Below are 18,024 nucleotides of genomic sequence, written 5' to 3' on the forward strand. Positions count from 1 at the left end.
TCGGTGGCGTCTCGCGCAGGCATTGTAGCGTTCACGAGGCGTGGCGGCGACCCTTGGCATGCCTTGATGGTGCGCCTGCCGCTTTTGTCTTCGCAAGCGACAACCGTTTGTCTTCGACAGTGGCAACCGCCTGTCTTCGACAGTGGCAACCGCCTGTCTTCGACAGCGACAACAGCCGCGCTATACTGCGCGACTTGCCATTTTATTGCCCGCGGAGCCCGGCCATGCCACCCAACCACGACGACAGCTCGGATACCGGCGACGACTTCAACGCCTTCCGTGCCGCCCTCAAGCAGGCCGGCGTTCGCAAGATCACCACCAACCGCGCCGACCCCGGCCGCAAGCCCGTCGACAAGGAAGAGCAGGCGCGTCTGGCGGCGCGGCGCGCTGCCGCCAGCGAAGCCTCGACCGACTCGCTCGGCACGCCATCGCGCACCACCGATGGTCAGGTCGAACCGGTCACGCCCAGCCAGCTGCTCGACTTCGCGGTGCCCGATCTCCCCTACCGCCAGCGTCAGCGCCTCAAGCGCGGCGAGATCGCCTGGGAGGCGGGCCTCGACCTGCACGGCTATACGCTGGAGCAGGCCCGCATCGAGCTCGAGTCCTTCATCGACGATGCCATCGCCCGTCGCTCACGCTGCGTGCTGGTGGTGCATGGCAAGGCATGGACCGGCATGGCTGATCACCCCATCATCAAGAGCCACGTCAATACCTGGCTGCGCCAATGGCCTGACGTGCTGGCCTTTACCTCGTCACTGGAGCTGGATGGCGGCAGCGGCGCAGTCTATGTCCTGCTGCGCAGCAAGGGCCGTGACCCGCTGCTCGACTGAGCGAATCCTGCGCTCGCCACACCGCCGAGACATTGACGATCCGAGCACCTGAATAGCCGAGCACTTGAATAACGGAGTGCTTGAATAACCGAGCACTCGAGTAGCAGAGGCAGGCCTCACGCCGAGCCTGCCGCCATAACGACAAGGGAACACCCTGATGACACCCAACGCTGAACAGCCAATGCGCACTTCTTCACGCCGCACCCTTTCCGCTGCCATTCTCGGCGGCGCGACCGCCGCTGGCCTGTCGCTGGCCTTCGCCATGCCGGCCGCCGCCAGCGATGCACTGTCCGACAGCACCCTTTCGCGCGTGCAACAAGGCCAGGTGCTGAAGGTCTGTACCACCGGTGACTACGCGCCCTTCAGCCACCGTGAAGACAATGGCGACTTCGAAGGCATCGACATCGACATGGCCGCCTCACTGGCCAGGAGCCTGGGCGCCACGGTACAGACCGTGCCGACCAGCTGGCCAACGCTGATGGAAGACTTCACCTCCGGCAAGTGCGATATCGCCATGTCCGGCATCTCGGTCAAGCTGGACCGTCAGGCTCAGGCCTACTTCAGCAAGCCGTACCAGACCGGCGGCAAGACGCCCATCGTGCGCTGCGAGGACGTCGACAAGTACCAGACCGTCGCGCAGATCAATCAGCCCAGCGTGCGCATCACCGTCAATCCGGGCGGCACCAACGAGCGCTTCGCCAATGAATTCCTGAGCGATGCCACGCGCGTCGCGCACAACGACAACCGCACCATCTTCAACAACATCATCGAAGACCGTGCCGATGTGATGGTGACCGACGCCATCGAGACCCAGCTGCAGGCCAGCCGTCACCCGGAGCTGTGCAGCGTGCACCCGGACTCGCCGTTCACCTTCTCCCAGAAAGGCTATCTGCTGCCGCTGGGTGACAGTATCTGGAAGGCCTACGTCGATCAGTGGCTGACCCAGATGCAGGGTACCGGCGAGCAGGCCGCCATCTTCGACAAGTGGATCAACGGCTGAGGCGACGCTTCGCTCAGGCTCCGGTCACACGCTCTGCAATGAAGCGCTCTGTATTGAAGAGCTCTGTATTGAAGAGCACTGTATTGAAGAGCACCGTAACGAAAAGCCCCCGCCGATTGGCGGGGGCTTTTTCATTAAAGGGCAACTCACGACAGGCTAGCCGTCGCTGCCCTTCTCGTAGCGATCCAGCGCTTCGGCGGCCAGGTGCCGGCCCAGCTTGATCAGGCCCGCGGCGCGGTGGAATTCATAGGCGCCACACACCGTCTTGGGAATCTCGACCAGGATATCCGGTGGATAGCCGGCGATCTTGTACTTGGCCAGCGTCGCCTGGGTGATATCGAAAGAGCGCATCATCATGTCCAGCTTGCCCCAGGCAAGCTCCGGCGCGTTCTCATCGACCCGCTCAGGCTCGGCTGCGGACGGCGGCTGCTTGCCCTGGGTGACAGCGCCAGTCTCTGCCTGCGGCTCTGCCATCGCTTCTGACCCCGGCGCTGGCTCGGCATCGCTGCTTTTCAGTGCCTCGAACTTCAGGCGCGAGGCATCGCCCGGCGGCAGCGGGACGCCGCCGACCGGACTGGCAAATGCCATGCCCTGCTGGTCCTCCAACGCCTGCTCCTTCTCGGCAGAGAAGATGCGCTCGGCCCCGCGACGCACTCCCCGCAGCCAGTCACTGAAACCACCGCCGCGCGCTTCCAGGGCGGCTTCGCGCGCCTCTTCCTCGGCGGCATCGGCCGGCGGCAACATCTGCTCCAGTGTCTGGTTGCGTGGCGAATGCGCCGTGGCATTGACCGCCAGCACCAGGTCAACGTGGGCGGCGACCAGCGGCGTGATCGGCAAGGGATTCATCAGGCCGCCATCCACCAGCACCTTGCGGTCGCGTTGCACCGGCGTGATCACCCCGGGCACCGCGATGGAGGCCCGAATCGCCTCGAGCAGATTGCCGCTCTGGAACCAGACCTCCTTCTGGGCGATCAGGTCGGTGGCGACGGTGGTGACCGCAATCGGCAGGTCCTCGATGCGCGTGTCGCCGATCAGGGCTTCCAGCTCATCCATGATGCGACGCGCGCGAATGGCGCCCATCGGGCTCCAGGTGACATCCACCAGCCGCAGCACGTCGAAGTAATCCAGCTCACAGACCCAGTCGCGATAGGCATCCAGCTTGCCGGCGGCATGGATACCCCCGACCAGTGCGCCCATCGAGCAGCCCGAAATGGCGCGAATGTCGTAACCGCGCGCCAGCACTTCCTCGATGACGCCAATATGGGCATAGCCTCGGGCCCCGCCACTCCCCAGTGCCAGGGCGATGGTCTTGCGCTTGGCCATGGCATGTCTCCCGCTGCAGATGATGAAAGATGAACGGACGCGGCACGCGGTGCATCGCTCAGTGCGAGCTGATCCACTCGACGATGGCATCGGCGACCGCCGCCACATGCGGCGGCTCCAGATGCAGGTGGTGGCCACCCGGCAAGACGCGACGCTCGAGCCTCTTCACGGCATCACGTGCCTGCTGCGCCTCGTGCCTTATGGTCAGGATACCCTGCTCGCCCTCGATCAGCAGTACCGGTTGGGTCAACGCCGCCAATAACGCCAGCACCTGCTCCGGGGTGTAGCGCATCAATGAAGGCCGCAGCAGGCGGCGGTCACTTCTCAACCGCAGGCCACCGTCTTCCAGCACCTCGAGGTTGCGCTCGACGATCGGTCGCGCCGTATCGGCATCAATCGGCGTGACACCTCCCGCGACCCGCGCCGCCACGGCGTCCTCGACATGACGATAATGGGCACGTCGCGTGGCGGCGCGTCTGACCGGCTGCGCGTGGCGTGCCCGCAATCCGCGGCGCAGCTGATCGACCACCTCCGAGGCTGGCGTGGCAAGTGCGCCGATGCCATCGATCAGCACCAGTCGCGCGATATATTCCGGTAGCGCCGCAGCCACCTGCCCCGACACCGCCGCCCCCAGCGAGTGCGCCATCACCGTGACCGGCGCGCGCGGCAGTCCCTCGTCATACAGGCCTTCCAGTGCCTCGATCACATCGTGGCAGTAATCCCATACCGCATAATCACCGTGCTCGCCCAGCGGACTCGAGCGCCCGTGACCGACCATGTCGATGGCGATGAGACGAATGCCGAGCCGTTCACACAACAGCGGCGCCAGGCGGCTGAAGCTGGCGGCATTGTCGAGCCAGCCATGCAGCGCCAGCCACGTCGGTGCCTGCTCGGCGTGCTCGGCAGGCGCCCACTCCAGGGCCGCCAGCTCTCCGCCCGTGCGCCGTGGGAAGCGACGCTCACGCAGCGTAACGTTGGCGTTCAGGGGAGCCTCTGCGATGTCCTGAATGGATTGATCAGTGCTCATGATTGCCTCCCGGCCAGCAGGCCTGGCGGCAGTACATCCGGCGGCGCGAGGTCGGCGATGGCCGCCAGCAGCGCGGCGCGCGTCTCCTGTGGGTATTCAAAGGGGTACATATGTCCTCCCCGGACATGCTCCACCGTCAGCCCGGCGCGGCGCAGGCGTGCCTGGCGCGCCGGCGTGAGCAGATCAGACTGGGCGCCGGCCAGAATCCTGACCGGCACCGCCAGCTTCGCCGGCGAGCCTGACAGGTGATCGCTGAGGTGACGGAAGATCTCGACCTCGTGACGGGTATCGAAGCTCAATGACAGGCTGCCGTCCGCGTGACGATGGGTGGCGTTGTCGACGTAGTCATCCAGCGCCTCTGGCGTGAAGTTGGCGAACAGCGAACGACGGCGCAGGTAATCCTGCATGGCCTGACGGGAGTCCCAGCGCGCGCGACGCCCGCGAGTGCGGCCTGCCGGCGTGACACGATCAATGAAGCCGAAGCGTTTGGCGACCTTCATGCCCAGCGCATCGCGACCCAGCATCAACGGCGGGTCGAGCAGCACGAGGCAGTGGAAGCGTTCCGGCTGCTTGAGCGCCGCCATGTAATTGACGATGCCTCCCAGCGAATGGCCGACCCCGATCACCTTGCGCCCGGTGCCGCCCGCCGCAGGCAACGGCCCCAGCGCGGCGTCCAGACATGCCAGCCACTCATCACGCAGCGAGATCAGATTGTTGCCGACCGGATAGGCAGGGTCGTGCGCCAGTCGGTCCACCGGCAGCAGATTGAAGTGCTCGGCCAGTGGCGCCAGCAGGCTCTTGTAGCAGGCACCGGTGAAGCCATTGGCATGCGCGAAGGCCAGCACCGGGCGCTCGGTGTCGGTATTCAGGCTGGCCGGGGCAGCGTCGCCCTGCTTGGACAAGGCCTGTTCGGGCCGGGGTTGCCGTGAGGTGGCATTCATCGCAAGGTCTCCTTACCACGGGCCGCCGTCCCTGACGCGCCCAGACAAACGGTTGTTTAAATACAGTCAACAGCATGCCAGCCCCGCCCCATGGGCGCTACTCCTCCCTTTGGCCCATGGAGCACCTCACTCCCCTTCCATGCCCGCCGGCACCAGCGCAGCGGCTGTTTCCGCTCCCGTCTCAGCTGCTTCCGCCTCAGGCAACGCCAAGGCACGACTGACCGCCAGCGCCGCCTGAACCGCGATAGCCGTGAGCTCAACGGGCTCGTCTTGGGGCACCCTCGCGCCCAGTGCCAGCAGATGATCGCGCAGCGCGCCATTGACCTGTATCTCGACGGCATTCAAGCGCGCGACCAGTTCAGGTGGCCACCCCTTGCCGGAGAGCGTCAGCCGCGCCCAGGGCTTGCTGCCCGCGGCGATGGCCAGCTCCAGCTGGGTGCGATCATTGAGCTGCTCATGCTGACGGTAATAGAGCGAGGGGCGCGACCAGTTGAGGGTCAACGTCACGGCAGGCTGCCAGGCGTCTGGCTGGGCTGCGCCGCTTTCAGGCGTGGAGGCACGGGGGCGCAGGTCGTTCTGCGTCAGCGGCGACAGCGCAGCGACAATCTGATGGGCAGCGTCGCTGTCAGGTGCCAGGCCTCGCACCAGCGGCCCTTGCCGTGCTGAGGCGTCTTGAGCAGACGCTGCCAGCGAGATGTCCATGCGACTCAGCGGCTTGTACACCGCGGCGTCACTGCGTAGCTCGGTGACATCCAGCACCTCGCTGGGCGCCATGCCGCCGCGCCAATCCGGCAACCCGATATCGCGTGTCAGCTCCCAGACCGGTGCGCCATTCACGCCATTCGCGCCACTCACGCCAGTCATGCCGTGGGAGCCTTGCACGTTCGCATTCGAGGGTGACGGCACCCACCGCACGTAGCGACCCGCCAACTCAGCACTGACCGCACCGCTCAGCTGCGTAGCCGCCGCGGGCCTGGCGCCCAGTTGCAGACTCACCTGAGCGCCATTGCCCTTCACGCTCAGCTGCGGTGACTGCGCGCTGAAGCCCAGCGCTTCAAGTGCCTTGTCCGTGGCCGGCTTGCGCGTGCGCAATTGTGCCTCGCCCAGCTGACTCACCAGCGCCTCCACCTTGCCCTGCCGGGCGGGCCAGCCGGCCAATGAGGTGATCTGCCAGTCGCCTGCGGGCCCACGCACCAGACTCAACCAGTCCTGGCTGGCCTCTGCGCCACGCCGAATGCCGATACGCTGCGCCGAGGCGGCCACCTGCGAGAGCAGCGGCAAGGGCTGCAAGACGCCTGACTGACCCGCGGTCACTGTCGTCAGCGCCTCGCTCATCAACGAATCACTTTGCCACTGCGCAGGGTCTTCCCCGCCCGTGGCGGGGCCTGAGCGCAGCGATTCCAGCAGTGACGGCCCTGCGGTGAGCGCCGTCACTGCGGCCACGGAGACCAGCGCCGTCAGTGCCCATCCCGTCCGATTGAAGCGCCCCATCAATCACCTCCCGACTGGGTAGTATCGCCCGGCGTCGCCTTGCCTGAATCTGCCTTGCCTGAAGCGGCATTGCCTGCGGCTGACTTGCCCGAGTCTGTCGAAGCGCTTGTGGCGGCGTCACTCGCGGAACGGGCGCTGTGCTGTGCATTGCGCTGTTCCTTGCGCTGTACATCTCGTTCTGCGTTGCGCTTCCCGCTGGGCTGACCGTGGCCCGACAGACGCCCTGTCGACTGATAGCCCGCGCGACGGCTGGCACGATAACGGCGCCAGCAGATCAGCTCGCCGAGCAGGCTCAACGCCACCGGCAAGGCCAGCAGCGTCCACAGGCGCAGCTCGCGGCGCAGGGCATCACGCTCGGCATTCGCCTCACGCTGCTGACGTGACAACGCGTCCTCGAAGTCATGCTGCATCGCCGCCAGGGCGTCGCTTTGCTGCGCGGCTTCGGCCTTGCCAGACACCGGCGTCGCGCCGAGCGCACTCAGACGCGTCTGCCAATCATTGCGCAACCGGGTCTCCTCGGCGGCCTGACGATCGGCCAGTTGATGCAGGCGCGTCAGCTCGCGCACCTGATGGGCACGCGCGCGCAGGGCGACCAGCTCGGGGCTGCCTGCCAGCAGATCCACGGCATTTTCCAGCCAGCGCGCATTGGCATTGAGGGCCTGCTCGCTGCCATCCGCCGCCGTGCGCCGCCACAGACGGTCACTTGCCATGTCGACATCGCTGACCACCAGCAACTGGCCGCCCTTGGCGCCCGCCGCCGGCCATTGCGCCAGCACGGCCAGCCCGCCCGCCGGCGGTGTTTCCCCCGCCAGTCCCGACAGCGGACGCGGGTCCATGCGGCTGGCGTGAACACGCGCCGCCGGAATCAGGCGCGCCTCATCACTGGCACGAATCAGCCACTGCAACGGCGCGCCTTGCGCTCCCGGGCCTTTCGATGATGCGTCTGCTGCATCAGACAGCGGCGCCAACCAGCCCGCGCTGGACATCACCAGTTGCTCGACATTGAGGTTGAGCGCGGCGTCCGACAGCTGCGCAGCACTTAGCCCGAGCAACGTCGGACTCAGCGCACGCGTGCCGTCCAGCAAGCCGATCGGCAAGGCCAGCTGCGCATCCGCCACCACCTCGCCCGCGCGCGATTCAAGCCCGGCGCGCGCCAGCAATGTCGTGAGCGCCTCGGAGGACGGCGCCGGCTGATCGAGCATTTCGGGCAGCGGGTCCACCAGCATCAACACCCGGCCGCCACGCTCGAGATAGGCCGTGATGACCTCCAGCGTCTTGACCGGCAACAGCCGCGGCGCGATCACCAGCAACGCATCCTGATCGGCGATAGGGCGCGCGGCATCATCACCGGCCGACAGCCAGTCGATGCGCAGGCGTGCATTGAGATGCTCCATCAGGCCCCAGCTGCCCAGCGCTCTGCCCTGCTCCAGGCTGGGCTGGCCCATCACCGGCAAACGCGAGACGACGCCCAGGCGCGGCGGCTCGGTGCGCGAGACTTCCTGGATCTGGCGTGTCACCTGCGCTTCCAGCCCGCCGATATCCGCCGCCTTGAGCAGCGGGATAGCGCGGCGTTCGGCGTAGGGGCCATCCACCACCAGCCCGAACAGCATCTCTTCGCCGCCCGGCAATGACAGCGCGGTCAGGCCCTGCGCTTCGAGATCCGCGAAGTCGGCACTGTCCGGTGCAGGATCGACACGCTTGAGGCGTATCTGCGGCTCACGCGCGAAGGCGGCCAGACGCGTCTCGATCCGTGTCGCCAGTTCACGCAGCTGCGGCAGATCGGCGGCGAAGCGTTCGCTGTAGGCGAAGGTCAGCGTCACCGGTGCCTCGAGGCCACCGAGCACCGCACGACTGGCAGGGCTCAAGCTGTGCTGACGCGTGGCGGTCAGATCATGCGCGCGGGTGAGCGGGTTGTGGCCGTCGCCCGTCAGCAGCGGCGGCAGGCGCACGCCGGCCAGCAATAGCGCGGTGACCGCAGCCGCCAGCGCCGCCGTGACCAGCCACTGTGGCGCCTGCTTGCGTGCATGGCGCTCCTGACTGAGGCCGCGCGCCTGCAGCACCAGCCCGGCCAGGGTCAGCAGCAGGAAGTAGCTGGCATCGAGCCAGGTCGGCCGGCCTTCACTGAAAGGCGTCAGATGCGCCGGCAAGCTGATCAGATCGAGCAGCTGCACCCAGTGCGGCGCCAGATGCTGAGCCAGCTGGCTCGTCACCGCGGGTGTGCCCGGTAGCATCAGCGCCAGGCCCAGCACCAGCGCCCCGAGCCACGCCGACAGCGCAGAAGGCGCGCGCACCGCCAGCGCCTGACCGAGACTGGCCAGCGCCATCACCAGCAGCGCCATGCCCAGATAGCCGCTGAGCATCAGGCCGAGATCCGGCGTGCCGAGCCAATGGATCAACACCACCAGCGGCGCCGTCATCGCAAGTCCCAGCCAGCCCAGCACGCTGGCACTGATCAGACGTGCGCTGGCCAGTCGCCACGACCCCAGCCCGAGGCCGGACAGCCACTCGAGCAGGCCGTTGGCGCGCTCTTCCGGCCAGCCGCGCAGGGCCAGCAGCGGCGTCCACAGCACCAGCAACCAGGGCAACACCTGCCACAGCGAGCCAAGATCGGCGCGATCACGTGCCAGCAGATCACCCACCTCGAAGGCCCCCAGCGGGGCCAGCACCGCCATCACCACCAGCAGCGACCAGCTGGCACCCTGCGTCAGTGCCTGATGCAGGTCACGGCGGACCAGCGCGAGAACGGCCCTCATGACGACACCTCCTGATCTGCGCGCGGTGTCTGCTTGCGCATCGGCAGCGGCGAGGGCTGCTCCGCCATGCGCGTCACCAGCTGGCGGAACGCGACTTCGATATCGCCCCGTTCGTGGACGCATTCATCGAGGCGGATCTCCATATAACTGCACCAGCGTGCCAACGCCGGGCGCGGGTCCTGGTGGAGCCGCCCGGCCAGGCGCAGCACGGCGCCGGTCGAGACCACCAGCGGCGACTTGTCACGCGCCATGGCATCGCCGGGCTTGACGGGCGTGATGGCTGCCACGCCCGGCAGACGCGAGACACTGGCCAGCTCGCGCTCGCTCAGGGCCCGACTCAGCGTCACTCGCCATACCGGCAAGCTGGAACTCGCCCCATACCCCGCGCCGTAGCGCGAACGGCTGCCGCCCAGGATGCCTTCGCTGACGGAGGTCGCGGCCAGCGCCTCAGGCGTGTCATCGAAGCCCAGCTGGCCGTTGGCCATGACCAGCACGCGGTCACAGATGCGAGGCACTTCCTCCAGCAGGTGGGTGGAGACGATGATCAGACGCTCGCGCCCCAGCTCGCGAATGAAGGCGCGCACACTGTCCTTCTGCAGCGGGTCCAGCCCATCGGTGGGCTCATCGAGCAGCAGGATGTCCGGGTCATGGGTCAACGCCATCGCCAGCGCCACGCGACGCCGATAGCCTTTGGATAACACGGCGCACAATTGATTGGCGAAAGGCGTGATATCCAGGCGATCCATCAATGCCGTAAGGCGATCATTGCGCACCTTGCGCGACAACCCATGCAGACCCGCCACGCACTCGAGACTCTCGCGCACCGTCAGCTGCGGCCACAGGGGCGCGCCCTCCGGCAGATAGCCGATGCGACGCTTGAGGCGATTGAGCTGGCGCTGACTGGCACGACCATCGAAGGCTTCGCCTTCCAGCTCCAGCTGGCCCTGGGTAGCGGCGAGCGTGCCCGCCAGCATGCGCAGGCTGGTGGTCTTGCCGGCGCCATTGGGACCCAGCAGACCGATGACCTCACCACGCGAGGCCGTGAAGGTCAGCCCGGTGACAGCCTGTTGCTGGCCGAATTGACGCCCGAGCCCATGGCTGACCAACAGCGCCGGGGAAGCGGACGGATCGTCAGACGCGCGCGCGCGAGCTGCAGCAGAGCGAGCTGCCACAGAACGAGTCGCAGCAGAGGGCGTCGCGTCAGAGGGCGTCGCGGCAGAAGATGACGCAGAGGTCGTGTATGGGTCCTGCAAGATACCCGCTCCTTGTACTTTTCTTGATAGGGGCAATGCGCTGCCGGGGCTGATGGTTCCGGCTGGTGATCATGAGGCCGGAAGATAACCGTGGCACCGGCAGTTAACCGTGACAGATGACAATGCAGCGCACAGGGTAAGCGGACAGCCTGCGCTCGCCAAGCAGGAGTGCGCGCACAGTCGCCACTCGCGCGGTTATGGCGTCTATTCCGCCCTTTGCCGGCCCTCAAGGCGCGTCTCGGCGCCGGTCTTCTCGATCCTCACGCCCGCCCGCGTCCCCTGGTTGGCGGCATGCGGTCAGCGCGACCTGATACCAGAGCTGATAGCCGAGCTGATAGCAGAACTAGCGCCGGGGCTGATGCCCGAGCTGCACGACTATCCCTGAGTCTAAGGAAAGCCTGATATGCTGGGCGGATGACAGGCACGCGCTGTTGTCAGAGCGCCTGCTGGCCGGCCGTCTAGCTGACAGAGCCTTCACACGTTGAGCCTTCATTCGCTGAGCCAATATTTCACCTTGCTGGACAGGACCCCTCGATGCCCAAGCATGACAAGCAGTCCGCTACTTCCTCGCCGTCTTCCAGGCCGCGCCGCGATACCCGCCTGCGCAACGGCCTGTTCTGGGCCTTGCTGGCAGCGGCCTTGATCACGGGCTTCTGGTTGGCCTGAGCCAGGCCGCCGCGGCAGTTCACGACGGGGCTGCAACGGGCCGCCGCGGTAGCGCGACGCTCGTCAGGCGCTGACCAAAAGCCTCACCAGACAGACCGCAACACTCACAGGACAAGGGCGGAAATGAGCGAGACTACTTCATGAACGACATGCTGGCGCTGTTCGTCGCGACCCTGAACGTCACCGTTCCGGTCTTCGCGATGGTATTTCTGGGCCTGGGCCTCAAACGCCTCGGCTGGATCGATGACACCTTCATCGGCACCGCCTCATCACTGGTGTTCAAGGGCACCATGCCGGCGTTGGTCTTCCTCTCCATCGTGCGCGCGGACCTGGATCACGCCCTGCGCCCGGGCATGCTGACCTATTTCGCGCTGGCGACACTGGGCACCTTCCTGCTGCTGTGGGGCTGGGCGATCCTGCGCGTGCCGAGAAAGGAACGCGGCGAGGTGGTCCAGGGCTCGTTTCGCGGCAACTGCGCCATCGTCGGGCTGGCACTGGCCGCCAATCTCTATGGCGATCTCGGCCTCTCGATGGGCGGCATCCTGATGGGCGTCGTCATCCTGTCCTACAACATGCTGTCGGTGGTGGTGCTGTCGAGCTATCTCGGCGATGGCCGCACCAGCTGGAGTGGCATCGCGCGCGGCATCATCACCAACCCGTTGATTCTCGGCGTGCTGGCCGCCCTGCCCTTCGCGGCATTCAGCTGGCAGCTGCCCGAGTGGCTGGAGACCTCCGGCGACTACTTCGCGCGCATGACGCTGCCGCTGGCATTGATCTGCATCGGCGGCACCCTGTCGATGCGCTCGCTGCGTGAAGGCCGCAAGCTGGCGCTGAGCGCCAGCCTGATGAAGATGATCAGCGTGCCGCTGCTGGCGACCACCGTCGCCGTGCTGCTGGGCTTCCGCGGTACCGAACTCGGGGTGCTGTTCCTGTTCTTCGCCTCGCCGACGGCGGCGGCAAGCTTCGTGATGGTACGGGCGATGGGCGGCAATGACCGCCTGGCCGCCAACATCATCGCCATCAGCACCCTGATGGCGGGCATCACCATCACGGCAGGCATCTTCGTGCTCAAGCTGAGCGGTCTGGTCTAGCAGCAGCGGTCTGATCAAGCAGCAGCGGTCTGATCAAGCAGCAGCGGTCTGGCTGCATGTCAAAACGAAACGCCCCCGCCAGTGCAGACTGGCGGGGGCGTTTCGTTGTGACTCAATGGTTGCGGCTCAATGGTTGTGGTTCATGACAGCCGCGCGTGACTTACGCCAGTTCCGCCGGGCTCACGAACTGGTGCAGATCCGCCAGGCCAGCGGCCCAGACATCGGCGTCCAGCCAGGCAAGGCTTGCGGTGGCAAAGGCCAGCTGGGTGCTGCCGGGGCCATCGACCAGGGCGCTGGCCAGATTCGAGACCAGCGGATTGTGGCTGATGATCAGCCAGTCGCGCGGCTCGCGCCCTTCAGAGGTGGGCGGCACATGGGTCTGCAGCCAGTCGAGCACCGGCGTCAGCGGGTCGTCCGGGGTGATGATCTCGAGCGTGGTCTGCTGCTCACCACTCAACTCCAGCGCCGAGGAGATCTCCTGGGCGGTCTGCTGGGCGCGGGTAAACGGGCTGACGACCAGCGTCAGTCGCGCACGACGCTCGGCGGGCAGCTGATGGGCCAACCAGCGCCCGATGCGGCGCGCCTCTTCGCGGCCATATTCACTCAATTCGCGGCTGGGATCCGGCGTGCCGGCCTGGGCCTCACCGTGACGCATGATCAGTACACTCATAACATTCTCCTGAAAAGATGACTGCCGCATCGCAAGCGCTTCATCACTCGCTCTGTCGCTGCGGCCGATGACCAGGGACTCGCCAACCGGAGCGTTGCACGAGTCAGACAAGGGGATGGCGAAACACGCTCCATCACCCGCTACCTGCTATGAGTCCTCAGGAGCCGTCGGGTTCCAACTGCCGCGCCTGCTGCACCGACTCACGCGACAGCACGAATTCCACATCGCTGGATTGCTCACCGCCCATCAGCGCGCGGGCCATGTGATGCGGGTCGACATTCTCGAACAGCACCTTGGCCATGCCACTGACCAGCGGCATGTAGATGCCCAGCCGCTCGGATTCATCCTGCACCAATCGCACGGTGTTGACACCCTCGGCGACCTGGCCCAGCACCTCGACCGCCTGGTCGAGGGTGCGCCCTTCTCCCAGCGCATAGCCGACCCGATAGTTGCGTGACAGCGGCGAGGAGCAGGTCACGATCAGATCGCCCACGCCGGCAAGGCCGAGGAAGGTCATCGGATTGGCGCCCTTGGCCACGGCGAAGCGGCTCATCTCGGCCAGCGCACGGGTCATCAGCATGGCGCGGGTGTTCTCGCCCATGCCCAGGGCCGCGGCCATGCCGGCCGCGATGGCGTATATGTTCTTCAGCGCCCCGCCCAGCTCGACACCGTAGCGGTCATTGCTGGCATAGACCCGGAAATAGTCGCAGCCGAAGGCCGTCTGTACGCGAGCGCGGGTGTAGGCGTCGTCGGAGGCGATCACCGTGGCCGTCAGCTGCCGCTGGGCGATCTCGGCCGCCAGATTGGGGCCAGACAGTACGCCGATATGCGTGAAGCCGGTTTCCTGCTCCAGCACCTCACTCATCAGGGTGAAGCCTTCGCTCTCGATGCCCTTGGTGGTGGCCACCAGTATCTGCCCTTCACGCAGGTGAGCGCGCGCCTGACGGACCACCGTGCGGAAGGCCTTGGAGGGAATCGCCACGCAGACCAGCTCGGCCTCGGCCAGTGCATCGGCCATATCGGTGGTGGCACGCACCGAGGCATTGATCTCGAAGCCCGGCAGATAGCCCGAGTTGCGGTGCCGGGTGTTGACCTCCTCGGCCTGGCTGGCATCACGCATCCACTGGGTGACGCTGGCACCGTTGTCGGCGGCAATCGAGGCGATCGCGGTCCCGAAGCTGCCGCCACCCAGCACGCAGACATTGAGTCCCACCGCCTGAGGGGTCGTTTCGCTTACCTCGCGATCACGAATGGCCCGACGAGGTGAAGGGGTAGTGGCAGACATGCTGACTCCTTGGATGACGATGTGCTCAGTGAATGGCAGGCATTGTACTCATAGTTTGTCAGAGAATGCTGAACAAGAGATGTCTGCGCAGACCTCGTGGCCAACGCAGGGGGCTGCGCCTGGGTGACGCGCCTGGGTGACGCGCCTGCCACGCGCGCCTCGCAAGCAATCGACCGGCACGAACCATCGATACGCATGAACTCTCGATATGCATGAATTCTCGATATGCATGAACTCTCGACATGTACAAAAAAACCGGCAATCCCTGCCCCTGAGGCGCAGAAATTACCGGTCTGTTCAGCACTGGCGTGATGGGGGCAGACTTGCCCCCATCACGCCGAGGCGTCAGATCACAGCGTCTTGAGGGCCGTGATCATGTCGCCGACCACCTTCTGACCATCGCCATACACCATGCGTGTGTGGTCAAGATAGAACAGGTGGTTCTCGACCCCGGAGAAGCCGGAGCCCTGACCGCGCTTGATCACCAGTACATTGCGTGACTGGTCGGCGTTGAGGATCGGCATGCCGTACAGCGGGCTTGAGGCGTCGTTCTTGGCGACCGGATTGACCACGTCATTGGCGCCGATGACCAGCGTGACGTCGGTGGTCTCGAAGTCGTTGTTGATCTCGTCCAGGTCCGCGATCATGTCGTAGGGCACGCCGGCTTCCGCCAGCAGCACGTTCATGTGACCCGGCATGCGACCGGCGACCGGGTGGATCGCGAAGCGCACTTCGACGCCACGCTCACCCAGCAGCTCGACCATCTCCCAGACCTTGTGCTGTGCCTGTGCCACCGCCATGCCGTAGCCCGGCACGATGATGACGCGCTCGGCGAAGGCCAGCTGCACGGCGGCGTCCATCGGATCGGAAGCCTTCATGCTGCCCTCTATCTCGCCCTGCTCGACACCTGATGCGCCCCCGAACTGCTTGAACAGCACGTTGCGGATCGGACGATTCATGGCCTTGGCCATCAGCTGGGTCAGCAGCGTACCGGCCGCCCCGACGACAGTACCGGCGATGATCATCGCGGCATTGCCGAGCACGAAGCCTTCCATCGCCACCGCAAGGCCGGTCAGCGCATTGAACAGCGAGATGATCACCGGCATGTCGGCACCACCGATGGGCAGTGCCAGCATCGCGCCGAACAGCAACGCGAGCGCGAAGAACACCAGCACCAGCGAGCTTGATGGTTCCACCGCCGCGATCACGACGCCCAGATAGACCGTCAAGCCGAGCACGATCATGTTGATCAGCTGCTGACTCGGGAAGTTGAACGCCTTCTTGAGGCGCCCATCCAGCTTGGCCCAGGCCACGATGGAACCGGAGAAGGCCACCGCACCGATCATCGCCCCGAGCACGCCCAGCCACAGCGCCAGCGAGCCGTGCTGCTCGATCAGTGCCGGGTTGTCACTCATGCGCATCAGCTCGACCGCGGCGATCGCCGCTGCCGCACCGCCGCCCATGCCGTTGTAGATGGCGATCATCTGCGGCATGTCGGTCATCTCGACCTTGTTGCCGGAGTACCAGGCGATACCGCCACCGATGACGATGGCCAGCAGCATCAGGCCATAACGACCATCAATCTGCGGATGCAGGAAGGTGAGCAGCGTGGCCACGACCATCGCGATACCGGCCCAATGGATGCCGCTGCGTGCCGTGGAAGGATGTGACATGCGCTTGAGGCCGAGGATGAAGACCACCGCCGCCGCGAAATACCCTGTTTCGACCAGCCAGTTCATCAGCGAGCCTCCTTGTCGTTGATGCCATTGGCAGCGTCTGTGCCCTTGCTGCGATCACTGGTCTTGAACATTTCCAGCATGCGCTCGGTGACCACATAACCGCCGACCGCGTTGCCGGCGCCCAGCAGCACGGCGATGAATCCGATGAACTGCTGCATGCCGGTCTCGGCCTGACCGAGGGCGATCATCGCCCCGACCAGCACGATGCCGTGGATGAAGTTGGAACCGGACATCAGAGGCGTGTGCAGAATCACCGGCACGCGCGAGATGACCTCGTAGCCGACGAAGGCCGCCAGCATCAGGATGTATACGGCAGAAAGTCCTTCGATCATGCGGCGTCCTCCGCGCGAGCGCGTACGTCATCGTGGGTGATGCGGCCGCCTTCGGTCAGACGCATCGGGCCGAGCACCGCATCCTCGAAGTCCAGCGTCAGTTCGCCGTCCTTCATGAAGGGGGTCAGCAGGTTGAAGAGGTTCTTGGCGTACATCTCGCTGGCATTGACCGCCAGGCTCGAGGCCATGTCCAGCGGGCCGAGTACCGTGACGCCGGCGTGCTCGACACGCTTGCCGGGCTCGGTCAGTTCACAGTTGCCACCGCCTTCGGCGGCGAGATCGACCAGCACGGCGCCGGGCTTCATGCCCTCGACCATCTCGCGGCTGATGATGCGCGGCGACGGACGCCCCGGAATCGCGGCGGTGGAGATCACCACATGCGCATCGCCCATGTGACGTGCCAGCGCATCGGCCTGCTGGGCGCGCTCGTCATCGGTCAGTTCGCGGGCGTAGCCGCCCTCGCCGGAGGCATCGACGCCGGTATCGATCATCTTGGCGCCCAGCGATTCGACCTGCTCACGCGCGGCAGCGCGGATGTCATAGGCCCACACCTGGGCGCCGAGACGCTTGGCGGTCGCGATGGCCTGCAGGCCCGCAACGCCAGCACCGACCACCACGACACGCGCCGGACGCACGGTCCCGGCGGCAGTCGTCAGCATCGGGAAGAATACCGAGGACTCATTGGCCGCCAGCAGCGCGGCGTGATAGCCCGCGACACCCGCCTGCGAGGACAGGGCGTCCATGCTCTGGGCGCGCGAGATACGCGGCACGAATTCCATGCACAGGCTGGTCAGCCCCTGGCTGGCAAGCTTGCTGATCAGCTGCGGGTTCTGGTACGGCGTCATCAATGCCACCACCACCGCGCCTTCACGCAACTCGCTGATCTGTGACTCGCTGGGCGTGCGCACGCACAGCACGAGATCCGCCGCGGCACGCGCCGCCGCGATATCGGCCTCGGCGACGACCGCCACTCCGGGCTGGGCGGCGTAGGCCGCATCATCGAAGTGCGCATGACGTCCGGCACCGCTCTCCACGTGCACGATGGCATCGCTGGTGTCACTGACGCTGCTGTCGAGGTGACGCGCGAGCTTGCCGGCCGTCACCGGGTCCAGCGCGACGCGGCATTCTCCGCGCGCCAGTGTGCTGCTCACGCCCTCGTCGGGTGTCACCAGGTCCGGTGCACGCATCTCGCGCACGACTAGAATATTCAGCATCGCGCACCTCGTTTCACGTCCGTGTTCATGCCTGAGGCTGCCAGCCTTGAAAGGTTCATGGCGTCGTTCCTGTTGAGCGCTGATTCGCGCCATCCTGCCTGCCGGAGGCGCTTTCAGCGACGTTATTGCCTGTCACAGGTGAGACTTGCCTGAATCGCAAGCCGTGACTCACGCATGGCCAGAAGGCCTGACATCACCCGCGACACGATGAGTGTCCAGCATCAGTCTTTTCTTGTCGGTGCATCAGGGTCAAGCGCTGCATTGCAAAAAAAGCAATAAAATCAAGCATAAAGCTATCGTTATGGCAGCCATAACAGCTGCCTTATGCTGACAGGCGCCTTGCGACACTACCAAGTGACTGATTTGCAATGAGTTTACAAAAGGCACCCCACCAAGAATAGCTCAGCTT

Annotated in this window: 15 protein-coding genes; 4 read left to right on the top strand and 11 right to left on the bottom strand. The window is 65.7% G+C overall.

Features of this window, described 5'->3' with window-relative positions:
- The first annotated feature begins 224 nt into the window (after positions 1–224).
- Both MSG32_RS09250 and MSG32_RS09255 read left to right on the top strand, forming a co-directional pair.
- Positions 225–830, top strand: a complete 606-nt coding sequence (locus tag MSG32_RS09250) for a Smr/MutS family protein (protein WP_248379235.1) — start codon at positions 225–227, stop codon at positions 828–830.
- 157 nt (positions 831–987) lie between these two features.
- Entirely contained in the window at positions 988–1,830 is an 843-nt protein-coding gene (locus MSG32_RS09255; RefSeq protein ID WP_248379236.1) for a transporter substrate-binding domain-containing protein, read from the top strand.
- A gap of 156 nt (positions 1,831–1,986) precedes the next feature.
- Here MSG32_RS09255 and MSG32_RS09260 read toward each other — a convergent pair whose 3' ends face one another.
- The 6 genes from MSG32_RS09260 to MSG32_RS09285 all read right to left on the bottom strand — a co-directional run bounded on the left by MSG32_RS09260 (position 1,987) and on the right by MSG32_RS09285 (position 10,618).
- Positions 1,987–3,153, bottom strand: a complete 1,167-nt coding sequence (locus MSG32_RS09260; protein WP_248379237.1) for a patatin-like phospholipase family protein — start codon at positions 3,151–3,153, stop codon at positions 1,987–1,989.
- A 58-nt stretch (positions 3,154–3,211) separates the two neighbouring features.
- Entirely contained in the window at positions 3,212–4,180 is a 969-nt protein-coding gene (locus MSG32_RS09265; RefSeq protein ID WP_248379238.1) for an alpha/beta fold hydrolase, read from the bottom strand.
- Complete coding sequence (locus MSG32_RS09270) at positions 4,177–5,121, bottom strand: alpha/beta hydrolase (protein WP_248379239.1); 945 nt, start codon at positions 5,119–5,121, stop codon at positions 4,177–4,179. Before MSG32_RS09270 ends, MSG32_RS09265 begins: the two co-directional genes overlap by 4 nt.
- Positions 5,122–5,247: 126 nt before the next feature.
- A complete protein-coding gene (locus tag MSG32_RS09275; protein WP_248379240.1) occupies positions 5,248–6,612 on the bottom strand; it encodes a DUF4340 domain-containing protein in 1,365 nt (454 codons plus the stop codon).
- Positions 6,612–9,365: a GldG family protein gene (locus MSG32_RS09280; protein ID WP_248379241.1), complete on the bottom strand. Its 2,754-nt coding sequence runs from the start codon at positions 9,363–9,365 to the stop codon at positions 6,612–6,614. Before MSG32_RS09280 ends, MSG32_RS09275 begins: the two co-directional genes overlap by 1 nt.
- On the bottom strand, positions 9,362–10,618 hold the full coding sequence (locus MSG32_RS09285; RefSeq protein WP_248379242.1) for an ABC transporter ATP-binding protein: 1,257 nt from the start codon (positions 10,616–10,618) through the stop codon (positions 9,362–9,364). The genes MSG32_RS09280 and MSG32_RS09285 overlap by 4 nt, the downstream gene beginning before the upstream one ends.
- A 534-nt stretch (positions 10,619–11,152) precedes the next feature.
- On the opposite strand from MSG32_RS09285, the gene MSG32_RS18005 reads away from it, so the two are divergent.
- Positions 11,153–11,284, top strand: a complete 132-nt coding sequence (locus tag MSG32_RS18005; protein WP_263643036.1) for a hypothetical protein — start codon at positions 11,153–11,155, stop codon at positions 11,282–11,284.
- A gap of 140 nt (positions 11,285–11,424) precedes the next feature.
- Positions 11,425–12,375 (top strand): AEC family transporter, encoded by a 951-nt coding sequence (locus tag MSG32_RS09290; RefSeq protein ID WP_043335541.1) that lies wholly within the window; start codon positions 11,425–11,427, stop codon positions 12,373–12,375.
- 160 nt (positions 12,376–12,535) lie between these two features.
- On the opposite strand, the gene sixA is transcribed toward MSG32_RS09290, so the two are convergent.
- The 5 genes from sixA to MSG32_RS09315 form a co-directional block, all read right to left on the bottom strand.
- Positions 12,536–13,045, bottom strand: coding sequence for a phosphohistidine phosphatase SixA (gene sixA, locus MSG32_RS09295; protein ID WP_054554945.1), 510 nt, complete (start codon positions 13,043–13,045; stop codon positions 12,536–12,538).
- A gap of 157 nt (positions 13,046–13,202) precedes the next feature.
- Positions 13,203–14,330 (bottom strand): NAD(P)H-dependent glycerol-3-phosphate dehydrogenase, encoded by a 1,128-nt coding sequence (locus tag MSG32_RS09300; protein WP_084589572.1) that lies wholly within the window; start codon positions 14,328–14,330, stop codon positions 13,203–13,205.
- 350 nt (positions 14,331–14,680) lie between these two features.
- A complete protein-coding gene (locus MSG32_RS09305) occupies positions 14,681–16,069 on the bottom strand; it encodes an NAD(P)(+) transhydrogenase (Re/Si-specific) subunit beta (protein ID WP_043335534.1) in 1,389 nt (462 codons plus the stop codon).
- On the bottom strand, positions 16,069–16,401 hold the full coding sequence (locus MSG32_RS09310) for an NAD(P) transhydrogenase subunit alpha (RefSeq protein WP_043335532.1): 333 nt from the start codon (positions 16,399–16,401) through the stop codon (positions 16,069–16,071). The genes MSG32_RS09305 and MSG32_RS09310 overlap by 1 nt, the downstream gene beginning before the upstream one ends.
- The gene (locus MSG32_RS09315; protein WP_200906709.1) at positions 16,398–17,615 is read right to left on the bottom strand and encodes an NAD(P) transhydrogenase subunit alpha; all 1,218 of its coding nucleotides are present in this window, start codon (positions 17,613–17,615) and stop codon (positions 16,398–16,400) included. The genes MSG32_RS09310 and MSG32_RS09315 overlap by 4 nt, the downstream gene beginning before the upstream one ends.
- Between the last annotated feature and the right edge of the window lie 409 nt (positions 17,616–18,024).

It is taken from the genome of Cobetia sp. 1CM21F, from assembly GCF_023161745.1.
Taxonomy (GTDB): Bacteria; Pseudomonadota; Gammaproteobacteria; order Pseudomonadales; family Halomonadaceae; genus Cobetia; species Cobetia amphilecti.